Consider the following 14,854-nt stretch of genomic DNA (forward strand, 5'->3'; position numbering starts at 1 on the left):
CGAATCCGGGAAACCCGCTTGGTTTTCCCGGACTAGCCATGGCATTCCTGACCTGCCTGGCGCTTGCCGGCGGGCTGGCGCCGGCTGCCGCGCAGACGGCTTCGCCATATAGGGTCAAGCCCTCCGACGTGGTCGTGCCGCCGGACGTGAAGCTCGGACAATACCAGCGCACCATCCGCCCCTTCGAGAACTGGACGCTGATCTGCGACGAGAACCTCAAGGCGCGCAAGAAGGTCTGCAACGTCTCGCAGGTGATCGAGGACGGGGCGGGCAAGATGGCGTTCAGCTGGTCGCTCGCCGCCACCCAGGACGGCAAACCCTACATGATCCTGCGCACCGCGCCGAACGCCAGGAGCGATGGGCTGGTATCGCTGAAGTTCGAGGGGCGCGCCGAATCCATCGACGTGCATTTGAACGGCTGCAACGAAATGGTCTGTGTCGGCATGCTGCCGGTGGGACCTCTGATGCGCCAGGAGATAGCGCAGAAGGCGACGCCGGCGATTTCCTACCCGACCGTCGATGGCCAGACCGTTACCGTCACCGCAACGCTCAAGGGGCTGTCCGAGGCCCTTGCGCCAGTCAAATAACCGAGGCAGCACCGTGAGCCAGCAAGACCCGTTCATCTCCGCGACGCGCAGCAACCCGACCGTCGAGCCGGACCGCAAGAGGACCGTCGAGCCGCCGCGGCGTTGGCCGCGCGTCATCGGTTTGTGCGCGCTGGGGCTGGTCATGATGGGCATCGGCTTCGCCGCAGCGAACTATGCCGCGATCGCCGGTCTCGTCGGCACGCCGACGGCCGCTCAGGCCGGCACGGCGCCGCCCGCGCTGCCGGACTCGCCCTTCCTCCAGCATGTCAAACAATCCGGCGTGCAGGCCTGTTCAACCGTCTATCCAGTGCTCGGACAGCTTTTGACGACCGGCTCGAAATACAGCGTCAAGTCGCTGTGGAGCGACCAGGCCGCCGACAAGCACGCCGTGCAGGCGCTTGTCGGCCTGGACTATGCGACCGAGCGCTACAGCGGGCCGGCCGCCGGTATCGTTTTTGCTTCGCCCACCGCCACGGGTTGCGAAGGCACCATGGTGCGGGTGGCGCCGTTCGCCAGCCCCTGCGCCGACGTCACGTCCGCGCTTCCGCAAGGCAGCAAGATCACGGATCATCTCGGACAGGTCGAAGTGTACGAGCTTGGCGGCAACACGGGCGAAGCCCTTCTGCTGCCGACGGGCAACACATGCGTGGTGATTTCCATCGCATCGGCGGCCAAGTGAGAATGTCAGGCGAATGGGCGAGGCGCCCTGGAAAGGATTGCGGACCATGAAATCGCGACGTTTGACAGTCTTGTGCATGGCCTTGCTGTGGAGCGGGCAGGTCGTCTCGGCCGATCTGGTGGAGCCGTCCGAGCCACCGCAGGAGGAGAAAGGTATCTGGGCGGCAATCGCCTACTCCCAGACCGATACCAAATACGGCTTCTTCTGGGGCGCCGACAAGCGGCAGGAAGCGAAGGACATAGCGCAGAAATATTGCGAGAATGCCGGTGGAAAGGCCTGCAACGTCGTTACCGTGTTCCGCAATCACCGTCATTGGACGGACGACGATAAGACCGGATTTCCCTACAAGCATTGCGGCGCGCTCGCCGTGGCAGACAAAGTGGAGCACCGGTTCACCCCGTGGGGCGTGAACTCCGCCGAGACCCGCCGGGAAGCGGAGGATCTCGCCCTGCAAGCCTGCGAGGCAGGGGGGACCCAATGCAAGATCCGTGAATGGGTCTGTACGTGACGATAAACACGGGTCCTCGAGCCGCTACTTCGGGCATTTGCCCGGCACCCAAGAGAAGGCAGCATTCATTGGTTCGTAGACAGCTTTTCCCGAAGGCAGCCGTCATCTGCGCGGCTGCCTTCGCCGCTTCGGTGCCGGCCGTTTTCGCGCAACAGCAGCAGGCTTCGCTTCCCAATGGCGCATCGTCGCTCCAGGAAACCTATCAGGACTGGCAGCTCGCCTGCGGCATGCAGGACAATGCCCGGGTCTGCACGGTCACGCAGGACCAGACGCAGAAAAACGGCCAGAGGCTTCTGGCCGTTGAACTGCGCGTGGGGCAGAAGGGCGGGCTGATCGGAACCTTGCTGCTGCCCTTCGGCATCCTGTTCGAGCCCGGCGTGACGCCCCAGATCGACGACCAGCCGCCCGTCGGGCCGTTGAAGTTCAGGACCTGCCTGCCGAACGGCTGCGTGGCGCTGTTTCCGATCGACCGGGCGCTGATGCAGAAGCTCAAGGCGGGGACCGAGCTGAAACTCGACGTCACCACCGCGGCCGACACCAAGCTGAGTTTTCCGGTGTCGCTGAAAGGCCTTGGCGCCGCCCTCGATCGCATGGTCGCGCTGAGCGCACGTTGACGAGGGTGCCGTACGCGACTGCCGGCGGATGCCAAGGTCTTCGTCCCCTGCGGGCGCTCAGCGTCATACCGGAGCCTGACCCGGTCGGGTCATTTCAAAAGGCCCATTGCAGCGCGAGGCCGATAACCGACAATCCCATCGCAGTCGTCGCGAGCCAGCCGAGAAAGCGCAGCCAGCCCTCGACGGGGAATTCGCCCATGATCTCGGAACGCCCGGTCATCAGCATCATGACGACCATTACGGGGACCGCGCATATGCCGTTGATGACGGCGCTCCAGTAAAGCGCCTTGATGGGATCGATCGGCGTCAGCATGATTCCCATTCCCAGCAGCACGGCGACGGCCAAGGTCGCATAGAACGCCATCGCTTGCTTCGGCTTGCGCTCCAGCCCCACTGGCCAGCGGCGCGCCTCGCCCACGGCGAAAGCGGCCGAGCCGGCGAGAACCGGCACGGCGAGAAGGCCAGTGCCGATAATCCCCATCGCAAAAATCACAAAGGCGAATTTGCCCGCGACCGGCTCCAGTGCCTTGGCTGCGTCGGTGGAGGAATTGATGTCGGTCACCCCCGCCTTGTGCAGGGTGGCGGCCGTGGTGACAATGATCGCAATGGCGATCAGGTTCGAAAAAGCCATGCCCACCAAGGTGTCGGCGCGAATGCGCTGGAACGCGCGCGGCGCCTGCCACGGTGCCCATTTCAGCGGCTTGGCCTTCGGGTCGATCTTCTCCTCTTCGACCTCTTGCGATGCTTGCCAGAAGAACAGGTAGGGAGAAATCGTGGTGCCGAGTATGGCCAGAAGCGTCGTGAAGAACGCCCGGCTCCATTCGACATGCGGAACAACGATTCCCTTGAGCGCCTCGCCCCATGGGATATCAGTCAGAAACGCGGCCACCACGTAGGCAAAGAGGCTCAGCGTTGTCCATTTCAGGACCGTGACGTAGCGGCTGTAGTCGAGGAAGACGATCGCCAAAACGCATGCCACGCCGAACGCAACGACGTAAAGCGAGCTTGGGCCGCCCACCAGCAACCACAATGCATCAGCCATCGCGCTCAGGTCCGCCCCGATGTTGATCACGTTGGCGGCGAACAAAAGCAAGGCTACAAAATACATCAGCGGAGACGGGTAGTGCCGTGCGAGGTTGCCGGAAATACCTCGACCTGTCGTCCGGCCTATTCGCGCTGCTATCTCCTGGATCGCGACCATGAGCGGAAAGGTGAAGACCATCGTCCAGCCGACATTGAACCCCAACTGGGCGCCCGCCTGGCTGTAGGTGCCGATGCCCGAAGGATCGTCGTCCGAAGCGCCTGTGATGAAACCAGGCCCGATTGTGCGCAGCAGCCGCTGGAATGGCCCTTTTGCCCGAAGATTGCTCTGTTTCTCAGAGACTTCGGCGCTTATGTTGCTCATGCAGGTGCTCCAAATACGGGGTCCCTTCCGTAATCCGCCTGAAGCAAAATTCGGCGATAGCCATTCGGTTCCGTTAGCTAGCGCTGAAACGCCGTTGGTGCCGTGTCGCCAGGTCGTGCTTGCTTTGCCGGCGATATGCTATTTCTCAGGCGCGAGATCGAGCGAAGGTCTCGGCGATCGCGAGAACCGCGGCGTGTATAGGTCCCGCGGTTAGACTGGGCATGATCGACGCGTCGACGACAAAAAGATTGTCGAGCGCCTTCAGCCGCAGATCCGCATCGACGACGGCGTCCGGATCCTTGCCCATCCTGCAAGTGCCACAGGGATGATGATGCGTGATGACCGACTGCGCGATGAAGTCGTCCATGTCAGCCGCGCTGTTCAGGCTGCCTGGCAGGAGTTCGCGCTCGCGCCAGCCGGCGAGTTCATCCCGATGTCCGATCGTCCGGGCTGCCTCGAGCGCCTGGCGAAACAGCGCACGGTCCCGGCCGCTTTGCAAATATGCGGGGTCGATGATCAACCGATCGTCGAGCTCCGGCCCGCTTATGCGCACGCTGCCGCGGCTCATCGGATGGGTGATCCCGAACAGCAGCGAATATGCGGTGCCGGCGGAAGGCGCCTGAAAGCGTTCGGACACGATGGGCGCGATGCCGCAACCAACGACAATTTCGGGCTGACCGGTACCGGTGAACCCGTCGGCGCGCATATAGGCCATCGATTCCGAGTGCTGGAGGCGCGATGGAGGAACGGGCCTGCGAGCCGCATAAAGGTTGCCGGCGCCAAGCAGGTGATCCTGAAGGTTTCGACCGACTTCCGGCATATCGATCAAGCAGCCAACGCCGGCGGTATCGAGCATGTCGTGCGGACCGATGCCCGAGCGCATCAGCAAAGCCGGACTTTCCAGCGCGCCGGCGCAAAGGACAATTTGATCCGCGAGGATTTCGACCGGACCCTGTCGCCCCACGATTTCGAGGCCGTGGACCCGATTGCTCGCCAGGTTAAGCCGCCGCACTCGCGATCCCGTGAGGATGGTCAGGTTCTCGCGGCCTCGAACAGCCGGCGTGAGCCAGGCGTCCGCCACCGTAACCCGCCGCCCATCGCGAATGTTCAAGGAGTTCGGGGTGACGCCGATCATCTCCCCGCTGTTGTGCCCTTCAAGACGCGGCAGGCCGAGCGAAGCGCCGGCTTCGATAAACGCGCGCGCGACCGGACTGACCTCGTCGGCCGGCAAATGGACGGGCATCGGCCCGCCCTTGCCGTAAAGGCCGTTGCCGCCGAGCGGGTGATCCTCGATAGCCCGAAACGCGGGCAGCAATTCATCCCAGCTCCATCTGTTATCGCCGGTCGCGTCGACCCATGCCTGGAAGTCCCGGGGATGACCACGCATGTAACCCATCGCGTGCAGGCAACTCGAGCCGCCGACCACCCGCCCGCGCGCCCAGCGATGCACCCGGCCAGCGGTCCCGGCTTGCGGCTCCGTGCGATAGTCCCAATCGTAGCCACGGCCCTGAAGTGCCGGCCATGCGGCGGGGTTCCAGATGTCGGGATCCACCGCTTCTTCGCCTGCCTCGATCAGCAGAACGCGGCTGTCCGGCTTTTCACTCAGTCGCGCCGCAAGCAATGCGCCAGCCGACCCGCCGCCGACGATGACGATATCGGCATCCCGTTCGCGCTCAAAATTCGCCCAGCTCATCATCACTCCATCTGACGCTTGCGTATTTGGATGGTCGGCAAGTTTGGCGCCGGCACGAGGTGGCCTACGCATCGACCGTTCGCGGACAGTCGATCCGCGACATCGTCAAAGGCTTCGGGTTTCAGGCGGAGCAACTGTCTTTCGAAAAACTCAAATCGCGCTGTCCATGGACATCTTCGCTGCCGCTTTGGCCTTCAACAGGTGATTTTTGGAGGCCTTGCGGGCGGCCTTCTCGTCGCCGGCGGCGATGGATTCGTATATCTCCTTCATCTCCGCCAGACTGCTCTGTGCCCTGCCATCCAAGGACATCGATCGTCCGCGAAAGAAGCTGATCCTGGCCACAAGGCCACGATGGACCTCCTCAAGGATCGGGTTGCCGCAATTGGCCAGTATGATCGAATAGAAGTCCGCGGCGGTCATGACCTGTGCCAGGCTGTCATTGCTGGACGCCGCCGCTTCGAACGCGGAAAGAGATTTCTCGAGTTCAAGCAACTGCTCCGGGGAAATTCTCGACGCGCAGCGTCCCGCGGCCTCGACTTCCAGCAGCTCTCGAACCTCGTAGATGGCGGTTGCCACCTCCCACGTAAGCGACGGTATCGACGGCCCGCGGTTGGGGACGATCTCGATCAGGCGCTCGGCCTCGAGACTGCGCAAAGCCTCCCTTAGCGAAGGGCGACTGATGCCGAGCTGTGTGCACAGCTGACTCTCGATGAGGCGGCTTCCCGGCTGGAACAATCCGGAGAAGATGGCGAGCCGTAACTTGTCGACGGTCTCGCGTTGAACTGTTCGTGGGGAAATTCGCAAATTCAAATCTGGAGGCATCTCTAACGTCTCATCGGTTTGAGTCGCAATCTCCTAACCAGCATACGTCACGCCGTAGAAAATAGCCAGATTGTCAAATCTGAAGATTGCAAGAATGTCAGACAATCTGCTTGACGTCCTTCTGGCTGTATGATCCTTTTGACCGAGACGGGCAGTGACGGTGAGGATCATGAACATTGCGGCAGGGATAGCTTCCGACCAATTTGGCTCGCGACGCATCGACACCGGCCGCATCACCTTGAATGCGCGCGAGGCGGGCAACGGCCCGTTGATGCTGTTTTTCCATGGCATTACCTCCAATTCCGCGGTCTTCACGCCGTTGATGGCTCGGCTCTCGGATCGCTTCACCGCCGTGGCCGTCGACCAGAGAGGGCACGGCCACAGCGACAAGCCGGAAGGCGGTTACGAGGCGCATGACTATGCCGACGACATTGCCGGCTTGATCCGTACCCTCGACCGGGGTCCTGCCATCCTCGTCGGACATTCGCTTGGCGCGAGAAACTCCGTCACGGCAGCCGTGCGACATCCAGATCTGGTGCGGTCGGTCATCGCAATCGACTTCACGCCCTATATCGAGACCGAAGCGTTGGATGCGCTGGAAGCCCGGGTGAACGCGGGAAGCCAGCTTTTCGAGGATATCAAGGCCGTCGAAGCCTATCTTGCCGGCCGCTATCCGAACATTCCCGCCGACGCCATCAGGATCCGAGCCGAGAGCGGCTATCAGCGGGTCGACGGCGGGCTGCGACCATTGGCGTCGCCCGCGGCCATGGCCCAGACGGCCAAGGGCCTGCGATCGGACCTGGTGCCCGCCTATCGGGATGTGGCGAAGCCCGTCCTTATCGTTCGGGGCGAGGCGAGCAAATTGGTTTCGGCGGCGGCGCTGGCAAAAACAAGCCGGCTGCGGCCCGATCTGCCCGTGGTCGTCGTTCCGGGCGCCGACCACTACGTCAACGAGGTATCTCCCGAGATCACGCTGAAAGCGATCACGAATTTCATCGACGCCTGACGGCCCAGCACGCCGTCTTCTTGTACGCAGCATCAGGATAGAAAATGGCCAATGTAAACAAAACCCAGGGTAAGGCGCGCCGTGCCGAGGTCGCTGGCGGCGGCTTTGCCGGTCTGACCGCCGCCATCGCTCTGAGGCAGAACGGTTGGGATGTCAGGCTGCACGAAAAGAGCTCGGAGCTGCGTGCATTCGGCGCGGGCATCTATCTCTGGCACAATGGCCTTCGCGTGCTCGAAGGACTGGGCGCCCTGGATGATGTTCTCCAAGGTTCGCATACGCCCCCGACCTACGAGACCTGGATGCATAACAAGTCGGTTTCCAAGGAGACGTTCAACGGCCTCCCGTGGCGCATCATGACCCGGAGCCACCTGCATGACGCCCTGGTCAACCGCGCCCGCGCGCTGGGTGTCGACGTATCGGTCAACTCCGAAGCGGTTGCCGCCGATCCGGAAGGTCGCCTGACGCTTCAGACGGGAGAGGTTCTCGAAGCCGACCTGATCGTCGGCGCCGACGGCGTTGGGTCCAAGGTCAGGGACTCCATTGGCTTCAAGCAGGACCGATGGGTCTCCAAGGACGGTCTCATCCGGCTGATCGTGCCTCGCAAGAAGAAGGAACTCGGTCACGGCGAGTGGGACAACACCATAGACATGTGGAACTTCTGGCCGCGCGTTCAGCGGATCCTCTATTCGCCCTGCAACGAGAATGAGCTTTATCTCGGCCTCATGGCTCCAGCCGCCGATCCGCGGGGGTCGCAGGTGCCGATCGATCTCGAGGTCTGGGTCGAGATGTTCCCTTTCCTGGAGCCGTGCCTGATCGAGGCGGCGAAGCTGAAAACAGCCAGGTACGACAAGTACGAAACGACCAAGCTCGACAGCTGGACAAGAGGCAAGGTGGCCCTGGTGGGAGATGCCGCGCATGCGATGTGTCCGGCTCTTGCCCAGGGTGCCGGTTGCGCGATGGTCAATGCCTTCAGCCTGTCGCAAGATTTGGAGACTGGCTCTTCGGTCGAGGACGCGCTCGTCGCGTGGGAAAAGCGCATTCGCCCGATCACCGATCGCTGTCAGGCGCTGTCCGGCGACTATGCGGCGAACCGCTCGCTCTCGAAGGGAAACATGTTCACGCCGGCGGCATTGGAAGCAGCCCGCTACGACCCGCTGCGCGGCGTCTTTTCATGGCCGCAGTAGCATCGGACGAGCCGCTCAACGCATTAAATCGGCGCGCGCGCAAGCTGCGCTCCCTTCAGGAGATAAAGATGAACTATTCCAGTGAAGTCGAACGGGACTACGATGTCAGGGGGTGGTACGCCTCGGTCCAGGAAAGCCGGCATGATGGCGGCCAGCCCGGCGAGACCCTCGTCAAAGTCGCGACTGGCGTGGTCATACGCAATCCGTTCGCCGGAAAGTTCGTCGCCGAACTGTCCGACCTGACCAATCCCAGTTCAGCCATCGGTCATGCGCTCGGCGAGCGGGCGGTGGCGCTGCTCGGCAACAGGCCGGTCGAAAGCTATGGCAAAGGCGGTATCGCGGGCACATCCGGCGAGCAGGAACATGTCGTCGCCTGCATCACCACGGTGTTCGGAGATCCGCTGCGTCAGCAAGTGGGCGGCGGCAAGGCCTGGATCTCGTCGGTCAGCAAGGTCGCCGCGGCCGGCACATCCATCGATATCCCGCTTGCCCACAAGGACGAGCTCTACATCCGTTCCCACTATGATGCCGTCACATTTTCGGTGCCGGATGGCCCGCGCCCCGACGAGCTTTTGATCTGCGTGGCCGTCGCATCGGGTCCGCGCGTTCATCAGCGCGTCGGGGGCAAATCCGTCGCCGACCTCAAGGCCGGTGTCTAGTTCGATCGAAATTGGCGAAGGACGAATTCCATGCCCCTGAACATCAAGGACCTCAAGATTACGTCAGCGGATTTCAAGCCGCTCGGGAAGTTGCGCGACGAGCATGCCGGCGACAAAGGCAATGTGTTGCCCAGGCTTACGGTCAGCGGCGTCCCCGCGGGCACGAAGGAACTCGCGGTCATCTGCCATGATCCCGACGCGCCCTTGCCCAACGGCTTCACCCATTGGGTCGTCTACGGCATCGATCCGTCGACCACCGATCTTTCGGACGCGCAGGAAAAGTTTCGCGTCGGGCCAAACGGCGCCGGCGGCAAGCAGTATTACGGGCCCCAGCCGCCCGCAGGCCATGGAGAACATCACTATTACTTCTGGGTCTATGCCCTGGACACCAAGGTCGAAGGGACGCCTACCAGGGAGGAGTTCCTGCAGAAATATGCCGGGAACATCATCGAGCAAAACCGGATCGTTGGCCTCTACGAAAACAAGTGAAATCCGCGACGCCGGCGACCGATAACTAAGAATAAAAATGGTCGCCAGCTCCGCGAAATGGGAGAATTTGGAAATGAAAGACAACAGCCCAGCGCACCAGACCGTCTTCGAAGAGCTGGTCACGGCGACGAAGATCCTTCTGAACGAAGGCATCATGGATACGTTCGGGCACATCAGTGCCCGTGACCCCCAGGATCCCCAAAGCTTCTTCCTGGCCCAGAAGCTTGCTCCGAGCTTGATAACCGTCGACGACATCCAGCGTTTCAATCTCGACGGCGAGACGTCGGACAATCGCCCGTCCTATCTTGAGCGCTACATCCACAGCGAGATCTACAAGGCGCGGCCCGACGTCCAATGTGTGCTCCACACCCATTCTCCGGCTGTCCTGCCGTACTGCTTCGTCGACACGCCGCTTCGGCCGGTCACCCACATGGGAGCTTTCATCGGCGAGAAAGTCCCGGTCTACGAGATTCGCGACAAGAATGGCGACGAGACGGATCTCTTCGGCGGCAGCCCCCGGATCTGCGCTGATATCGCCGAAAGTCTCGGCAACCAGACAGTGGTGCTCATGGCGCGGCATGGCGTCGTCAATGTCGGCAACTCCGTGCGTGAGGTCGTCTTCCGGGCCTTCTATCTCGAGCAGGAAGCGGCAGCGCTCACGGCCGGCCTGCGGATCGGCAACATCAAATATCTGTCGCCGGGCGAGATAAAGACGGCAGGAAAACTCGTCGGCGCCCAGATCGATCGAGGATGGAATCACTGGTCGCAGCGTCTGAGAGAGGCCGGCCTGGCCTAGTGCCGGCCGCCTAGAGGAATATCTAGTCCTGGCCGGGACGGTCCAGGCTCGGTTTCAACAGTTCCCTGGCGCAGGAGCGCCGGACCAAGGCAATGAAACGCACCATGCCGCACGCGGAAAGTTACGACTACATCATCGTTGGAGCCGGATCGGCCGGTTGCGTGCTCGCCAACCGGCTGAGCGCCGACCCCGGATGTTCGGTGCTGCTGCTCGAGGCCGGCGGCTGGGATCGCGACCCCATGATCCACATCCCGCTTGGCTGGGGCAAGATCCTGACCGAGCGACGTCACGACTGGATGTATTTCTGCGAACCGGAAGACAATGTCGGCGGACGCAGGGTCGAGTGCGCCCGCGGCAAGGTGATCGGCGGGTCTTCGTCGACCAACGCCATGGCCTATGTGCGGGGAAATCGCGGCGATTACAACCGTTGGGCGGCCAGCGGGCTCCATGACTGGTCGTACGACAAGGTGCTGCCCTATTTCCGCAAGCAGGAGAGCTGGGAAGGAGGCGCGAACCACTTTCGCGGCGGCAATGGTCCGGTCAGCACCCAGTTCTGCCGTTACAAGGACCCGCTGATCGACGCGTTTGCGCAAGCCAGCGTGGAGGCGGGATATCCACAGACGGACGACTACAATGGTGAGCGGCAGGAAGGTTTCGGCCGGCTCCAGATGACGATCTCGAACGGTCGGCGCAGTTCGACCGCGTCCGCCTATCTGCGGCCGGCCCTGAAGCGACCCAATTTGACCGTGCTGACCGGAGCGACGGCGACGAAGATCACGCTGGAGGGCACGCGCGCCACCGGCGTGGTTGTGAACCATGGCGGCGGCCAACGGTCGGTCGTCGCCCGCAGGGAAGTCCTGCTCTCGGGCGGCGTCATCAACACGCCGCAACTTCTGATGCTGTCCGGCATAGGGGCGCCAGAGGAACTCGCGACGCACGGTATCCAGACGCGGGTCAACCTGCCGGCGGTCGGCAAGAACCTGCAGGATCACGTCTCGGTCATTCTCATGTACCGGCGCCGGGCTCCGGGCGGCCCTTTCCTTCGCAACATGCGTGCCGATCGGATCGGGTTCGATTTCGCCAAGACCTACTTCACGGGACGAGGTTTCTCGGGAGATGTGCCCGGCGGGGTCGTCGCGTTCCTGAAAAGCGGCCCGGAGCGTCCGTTGCCGGATGTGCAACTGCTGTTCACGGCCGCCCCGCTCGCCGCGTGGCCGTATTTCGAGCCGTTCAAGGCGCCGTTTCCGGACGGGTTCGCCACACGGATCGTGGCGACGCAGCCTGAAAGCCGGGGCGCGGTGAAATTGGCCTCGGCCGATCCTCTCGCGGCGCCATTGATCCACCAGAATTTCCTCGCCTCGCCGAAGGACTGGGGCTCGCTTCGGGCCGGCTTCCGAGTGGCGAGGGACCTCGCGTCGCAGCCCTCCATGCAGCCCTTCATCGAGGCGGAGTTTTTCCCTGGCCCGAAATGCCAGAGCGACGACGAGATCGATGAGCATATCCGCAAGACGTCCATCACCGTGCATCACCCGGCGGGAACCTGCCGGATGGGCGCCGACGCGGCCTCGGTCGTAGACCCGCAATTGCGGCTTCGTGGCGTCGACTGCCTGAGGGTGGTGGACGCTTCCGTCATGCCCGACCTGGTCTGCGGAAACATCAACGCGGCGGTGATCATGATTGCCGAGAAAGCCGCCGATCTCGTCGCGGCATCAAAAGCGGCAACGCAAAGCAGGGCAGCATAATGATCCAGCGTATCGCCATCATCGGTCTGGGTACGATGGGGCCTGGCATGGCCGCCCGGCTCGCCAGGGGCGGCCTGCAGGTCGTCGCCTACGATGTTGCCCCGGCCGCGATCGAGCGCGCGGGGTCCATGCTGGGCGTGGCCGAGGGCGTTCTCGACGCCCTGGGTATCGCGGCGCCACCGGCCGGCGCCGGAACGGTCCGCTTCACGGATGACATCGCAGACGCGGTATCGGGCGCCGACCTCGTCATCGAGAACGTTCCTGAAAACATTTCGATCAAGGCCGATGTCTATCGCACGATCGACAGCCTGATCGCATCGGACACAATCGTGGCGTCCGACACGTCGGGCATCCCGATCACCAAGCTGCAGGCGCACATCTCCTATCCCGAGCGGATGGTGGGCATGCACTGGTCGAACCCGCCGCATATCATCCCGATGATCGAGGTGATCGCAGGCGAAAAGACCGCGCCGCGTATCGTGACGACGATTCGCGACCTGATCCGCTCGATCGGCCTCTTGCCGGTGGTGGTGAAGAAGGATGTTCCGGGCTTCGTCGAAAACCGCGTGCTCTATGCGTTGCTGCGCGAGGCGGTCGACCTTGTCGAGCGCGGTGTCATCGAGCCGGAAGATCTCGACACCTGCGTCTCGTGGGGCATCGGCTACAAGATCGCGGTCATCGGGCCGATGGCGCTGCTCGATATGGCGGGCCTCGATATCTACAAGTCCGTTTCGTCGTTCCTCAACGCCGATCTCTCCAATCGCGACGATGTCGCGCCGATGGTGCTGGAAAAGACGAACGCGTCGAAGCTCGGCATCAAGTCGGGGGAGGGCATGTTCTCCTACACGCCCGAGCAGACAAAGGCGCTGCAAGGCGAACGGGCGCGCAAGCTCGTCGCGGTGCGTCGCATCCTGGAGGGCCGGGAGTAGCCATGACACATCGTGCTCACAAGGCCGGTCGGGTTGGGGTACCGCATGGAGGACCAAGCCATGCGTGTTGAAACCATCCGGGCAGCCGGTGGCCGGCCGGCCCATATACGTCATGACGACCTGATCTCCGCCAAGGGCGTTTCGGTGGTCATGGCCAGGCAATTGGTTCTGCAGAACATCGATCTTTCGGTACCGAAGGGCTCGTTTGTTTCTCTCATTGGTCCTTCCGGCTGCGGCAAGAGCACCTTGCTGAAGGTTCTGGCCGGACTTGTAAATCCGACAAGCGGCAGCGTTTCGATCGGCGGGCTTTCGCCGGTCGAGGCGGCGCGCAAGCGCATGATCGGCCTCGTCTTCCAGGACGCCAACCTTTTGCCGTGGAAGAACGCCGTCGACAACGCTTCCATGCTGCTAGGTATCGCCGACAAGTCGCTTTCGCGCGCGCAACTACGGACGCGCGGACAGGAGATGCTTGAGCTGGTGGGCCTGGGCGACAGCGCCCACAAGCGTCCGAACGAATTGTCGGGCGGCATGCGCCAGCGCGTCGCCATCGCGCGGGCGTTGGCGCTCGATCCGGCGGTGCTGCTGATGGACGAGCCGTTCGGCGCGCTCGACGCCATTACCCGCGACCAGATGGGTCAGTCGCTGCTGGAGATCTGGCAGCGCACCGGCAAGACCATCGTTCTTGTCACCCACTCCATCGACGAAGCCATTCATTTGTCTCGCCATGTTCATGTGTTGGGGATCAAGCCCGGCCGGATCACCGAAAGCCTCGATATTGGCCTGCCCTACCCGCGCGATCTGTCGGTGACGGAAGATCCGGAGTTCGTCAGGCTGGTGGTTCAACTGCGCACGATGCTGCGCGCCAGCCACCAACCGGGAGGCGTGTCATGAGCGATCAACCCATCACCAATCCCTCCGACTCGCGGCTTGCCTCGAGTTGGGTGGCCGCGACCGGGAGCTGGCTGCCGGCGGTCATACTTTTGCTGGCGACGATCGTCGTATGGGAAGCCGTGGTGCGAATTTTCGCCATCTCCGCCTTCATTATTCCCGCCCCGTCCGAAATCGCGCAATCGCTGGTCGCGCAATGGGCTACGCTGATGCAGGCGACACTGGTGACGGCAGGCGAGATCCTGTTCGGGTTCCTTGTCTCCGTCGTGGTCGGCGTCGCCATTGCGCTGGTCATCGTGCGCTTCGACTGGCTGGGCCGGGCGCTTTATCCGCTGGTGGTGCTGTTCCAGAACGTGCCGAAGGTGGCGCTGGCGCCGATCTTCATTCTCTGGTTCGGCTATGGGCTCGCGCCCAAGATCGGCCTGATCCTGGTTATCGCCTTCTTTCCGGTGACATTGTCGATGCTGGCCGGCATGCAGTCGGTCGACCGCTCGCTGCTGTCGCTGATGAATTCGGTCGGCGCCAGCCCGACGCAGATCCTGTTCAGGATCCGCGTTCCGCATTCGCTGCCGAACCTGATGGCGGGAACCAAGATCGCGGCCACGCTGAGCGTGATCGGCGCCATCGTCGGCGAATTCGCCGGTGCCTCGGACGGCTTAGGCTACGTCATCCAGTTCGCCTCGACCCAGCTCGACACCGCGCTGGTCTTCGCGGCGCTGCTGCTCGTCTCCGTGCTCGGCATCGCCTTCTACTACGCCGCCGAAATCCTCGAACGCATCGTGGTGCCATGGGCACCGAAATTCAGCCAGGCCTAGGCCTCTCGATCAACCACCGTCAATAAAAGGGAACAAAA

At 62.8% G+C, this 14,854-nt stretch carries 16 protein-coding genes; 13 read left to right on the plus strand and 3 right to left on the minus strand.

Annotated elements, in window-relative coordinates; genetic code table 11:
- Nucleotides 1-38: 38 nt before the first annotated feature.
- The 4 genes from FJ527_RS11715 to FJ527_RS11730 all read left to right on the plus strand — a co-directional run bounded on the left by FJ527_RS11715 (nucleotide 39) and on the right by FJ527_RS11730 (nucleotide 2,388).
- Nucleotides 39-587, plus strand: coding sequence for an invasion associated locus B family protein (locus FJ527_RS11715; RefSeq protein ID WP_140617616.1), 549 nt, complete (start codon nucleotides 39-41; stop codon nucleotides 585-587).
- Nucleotides 588-600: 13 nt separating this feature from the next.
- Nucleotides 601-1,266 carry a hypothetical protein gene (locus FJ527_RS11720; RefSeq protein WP_015315967.1) on the plus strand — a complete coding sequence of 222 codons (666 nt, stop codon included), beginning with the start codon at nucleotides 601-603 and terminating at the stop codon, nucleotides 1,264-1,266.
- Between the two features lie 46 nt (nucleotides 1,267-1,312).
- A complete protein-coding gene (locus tag FJ527_RS11725) occupies nucleotides 1,313-1,774 on the plus strand; it encodes a DUF4189 domain-containing protein (protein WP_015315968.1) in 462 nt (153 codons plus the stop codon).
- Nucleotides 1,775-1,842: 68 nt separating this feature from the next.
- Complete coding sequence (locus FJ527_RS11730; RefSeq protein ID WP_140665243.1) at nucleotides 1,843-2,388, plus strand: invasion associated locus B family protein; 546 nt, start codon at nucleotides 1,843-1,845, stop codon at nucleotides 2,386-2,388.
- A gap of 94 nt (nucleotides 2,389-2,482) precedes the next feature.
- Here the strand turns inward: FJ527_RS11730 and FJ527_RS11735 are convergent, their stop codons facing one another.
- The 3 genes from FJ527_RS11735 to FJ527_RS11745 all read right to left on the minus strand — a co-directional run bounded on the left by FJ527_RS11735 (nucleotide 2,483) and on the right by FJ527_RS11745 (nucleotide 6,308).
- A complete protein-coding gene (locus FJ527_RS11735) occupies nucleotides 2,483-3,793 on the minus strand; it encodes a divalent metal cation transporter (RefSeq protein ID WP_140823169.1) in 1,311 nt (436 codons plus the stop codon).
- A 145-nt stretch (nucleotides 3,794-3,938) separates the two neighbouring features.
- On the minus strand, nucleotides 3,939-5,486 hold the full coding sequence (locus FJ527_RS11740) for a GMC family oxidoreductase (protein WP_140823170.1): 1,548 nt from the start codon (nucleotides 5,484-5,486) through the stop codon (nucleotides 3,939-3,941).
- A gap of 150 nt (nucleotides 5,487-5,636) precedes the next feature.
- On the minus strand, nucleotides 5,637-6,308 hold the full coding sequence (locus FJ527_RS11745; protein WP_140617621.1) for a GntR family transcriptional regulator: 672 nt from the start codon (nucleotides 6,306-6,308) through the stop codon (nucleotides 5,637-5,639).
- A gap of 169 nt (nucleotides 6,309-6,477) precedes the next feature.
- Here FJ527_RS11745 and FJ527_RS11750 point away from each other — a divergent pair, with 169 nt between their 5' ends.
- From FJ527_RS11750 to FJ527_RS11790, 9 genes are all read left to right on the plus strand, one after another.
- Nucleotides 6,478-7,314 (plus strand): alpha/beta hydrolase, encoded by an 837-nt coding sequence (locus FJ527_RS11750; protein WP_140823171.1) that lies wholly within the window; start codon nucleotides 6,478-6,480, stop codon nucleotides 7,312-7,314.
- A gap of 44 nt (nucleotides 7,315-7,358) precedes the next feature.
- Complete coding sequence (locus FJ527_RS11755; RefSeq protein WP_140721548.1) at nucleotides 7,359-8,498, plus strand: NAD(P)/FAD-dependent oxidoreductase; 1,140 nt, start codon at nucleotides 7,359-7,361, stop codon at nucleotides 8,496-8,498.
- Between the two features lie 68 nt (nucleotides 8,499-8,566).
- A complete protein-coding gene (locus tag FJ527_RS11760) occupies nucleotides 8,567-9,157 on the plus strand; it encodes an amino acid synthesis family protein (RefSeq protein ID WP_041163678.1) in 591 nt (196 codons plus the stop codon).
- A 30-nt stretch (nucleotides 9,158-9,187) separates the two neighbouring features.
- The gene (locus FJ527_RS11765; protein WP_015315976.1) at nucleotides 9,188-9,646 is read left to right on the plus strand and encodes a YbhB/YbcL family Raf kinase inhibitor-like protein; all 459 of its coding nucleotides are present in this window, start codon (nucleotides 9,188-9,190) and stop codon (nucleotides 9,644-9,646) included.
- A gap of 73 nt (nucleotides 9,647-9,719) precedes the next feature.
- Nucleotides 9,720-10,442, plus strand: a complete 723-nt coding sequence (locus tag FJ527_RS11770; RefSeq protein WP_140665230.1) for a class II aldolase/adducin family protein — start codon at nucleotides 9,720-9,722, stop codon at nucleotides 10,440-10,442.
- A gap of 104 nt (nucleotides 10,443-10,546) precedes the next feature.
- Nucleotides 10,547-12,184: a choline dehydrogenase gene (locus tag FJ527_RS11775; protein ID WP_140823305.1), complete on the plus strand. Its 1,638-nt coding sequence runs from the start codon at nucleotides 10,547-10,549 to the stop codon at nucleotides 12,182-12,184.
- Nucleotides 12,184-13,113 (plus strand): 5-formyl-3-hydroxy-2-methylpyridine 4-carboxylate 5-dehydrogenase, encoded by a 930-nt coding sequence (gene fhmpcd1 / locus FJ527_RS11780; protein ID WP_140617624.1) that lies wholly within the window; start codon nucleotides 12,184-12,186, stop codon nucleotides 13,111-13,113. The genes FJ527_RS11775 and fhmpcd1 overlap by 1 nt, the downstream gene beginning before the upstream one ends.
- Before the next feature lie 60 nt (nucleotides 13,114-13,173).
- Nucleotides 13,174-14,004 carry an ABC transporter ATP-binding protein gene (locus FJ527_RS11785; protein ID WP_140823172.1) on the plus strand — a complete coding sequence of 277 codons (831 nt, stop codon included), beginning with the start codon at nucleotides 13,174-13,176 and terminating at the stop codon, nucleotides 14,002-14,004.
- Nucleotides 14,001-14,816, plus strand: a complete 816-nt coding sequence (locus tag FJ527_RS11790) for an ABC transporter permease (RefSeq protein ID WP_140823173.1) — start codon at nucleotides 14,001-14,003, stop codon at nucleotides 14,814-14,816. Before FJ527_RS11785 ends, FJ527_RS11790 begins: the two co-directional genes overlap by 4 nt.
- The last annotated feature ends 38 nt before the right edge of the window (nucleotides 14,817-14,854 follow it).

Source organism: Mesorhizobium sp. B2-4-18, assembly GCF_006441385.1.
Classification (GTDB): domain Bacteria; phylum Pseudomonadota; class Alphaproteobacteria; order Rhizobiales; family Rhizobiaceae; genus Mesorhizobium; species Mesorhizobium australicum.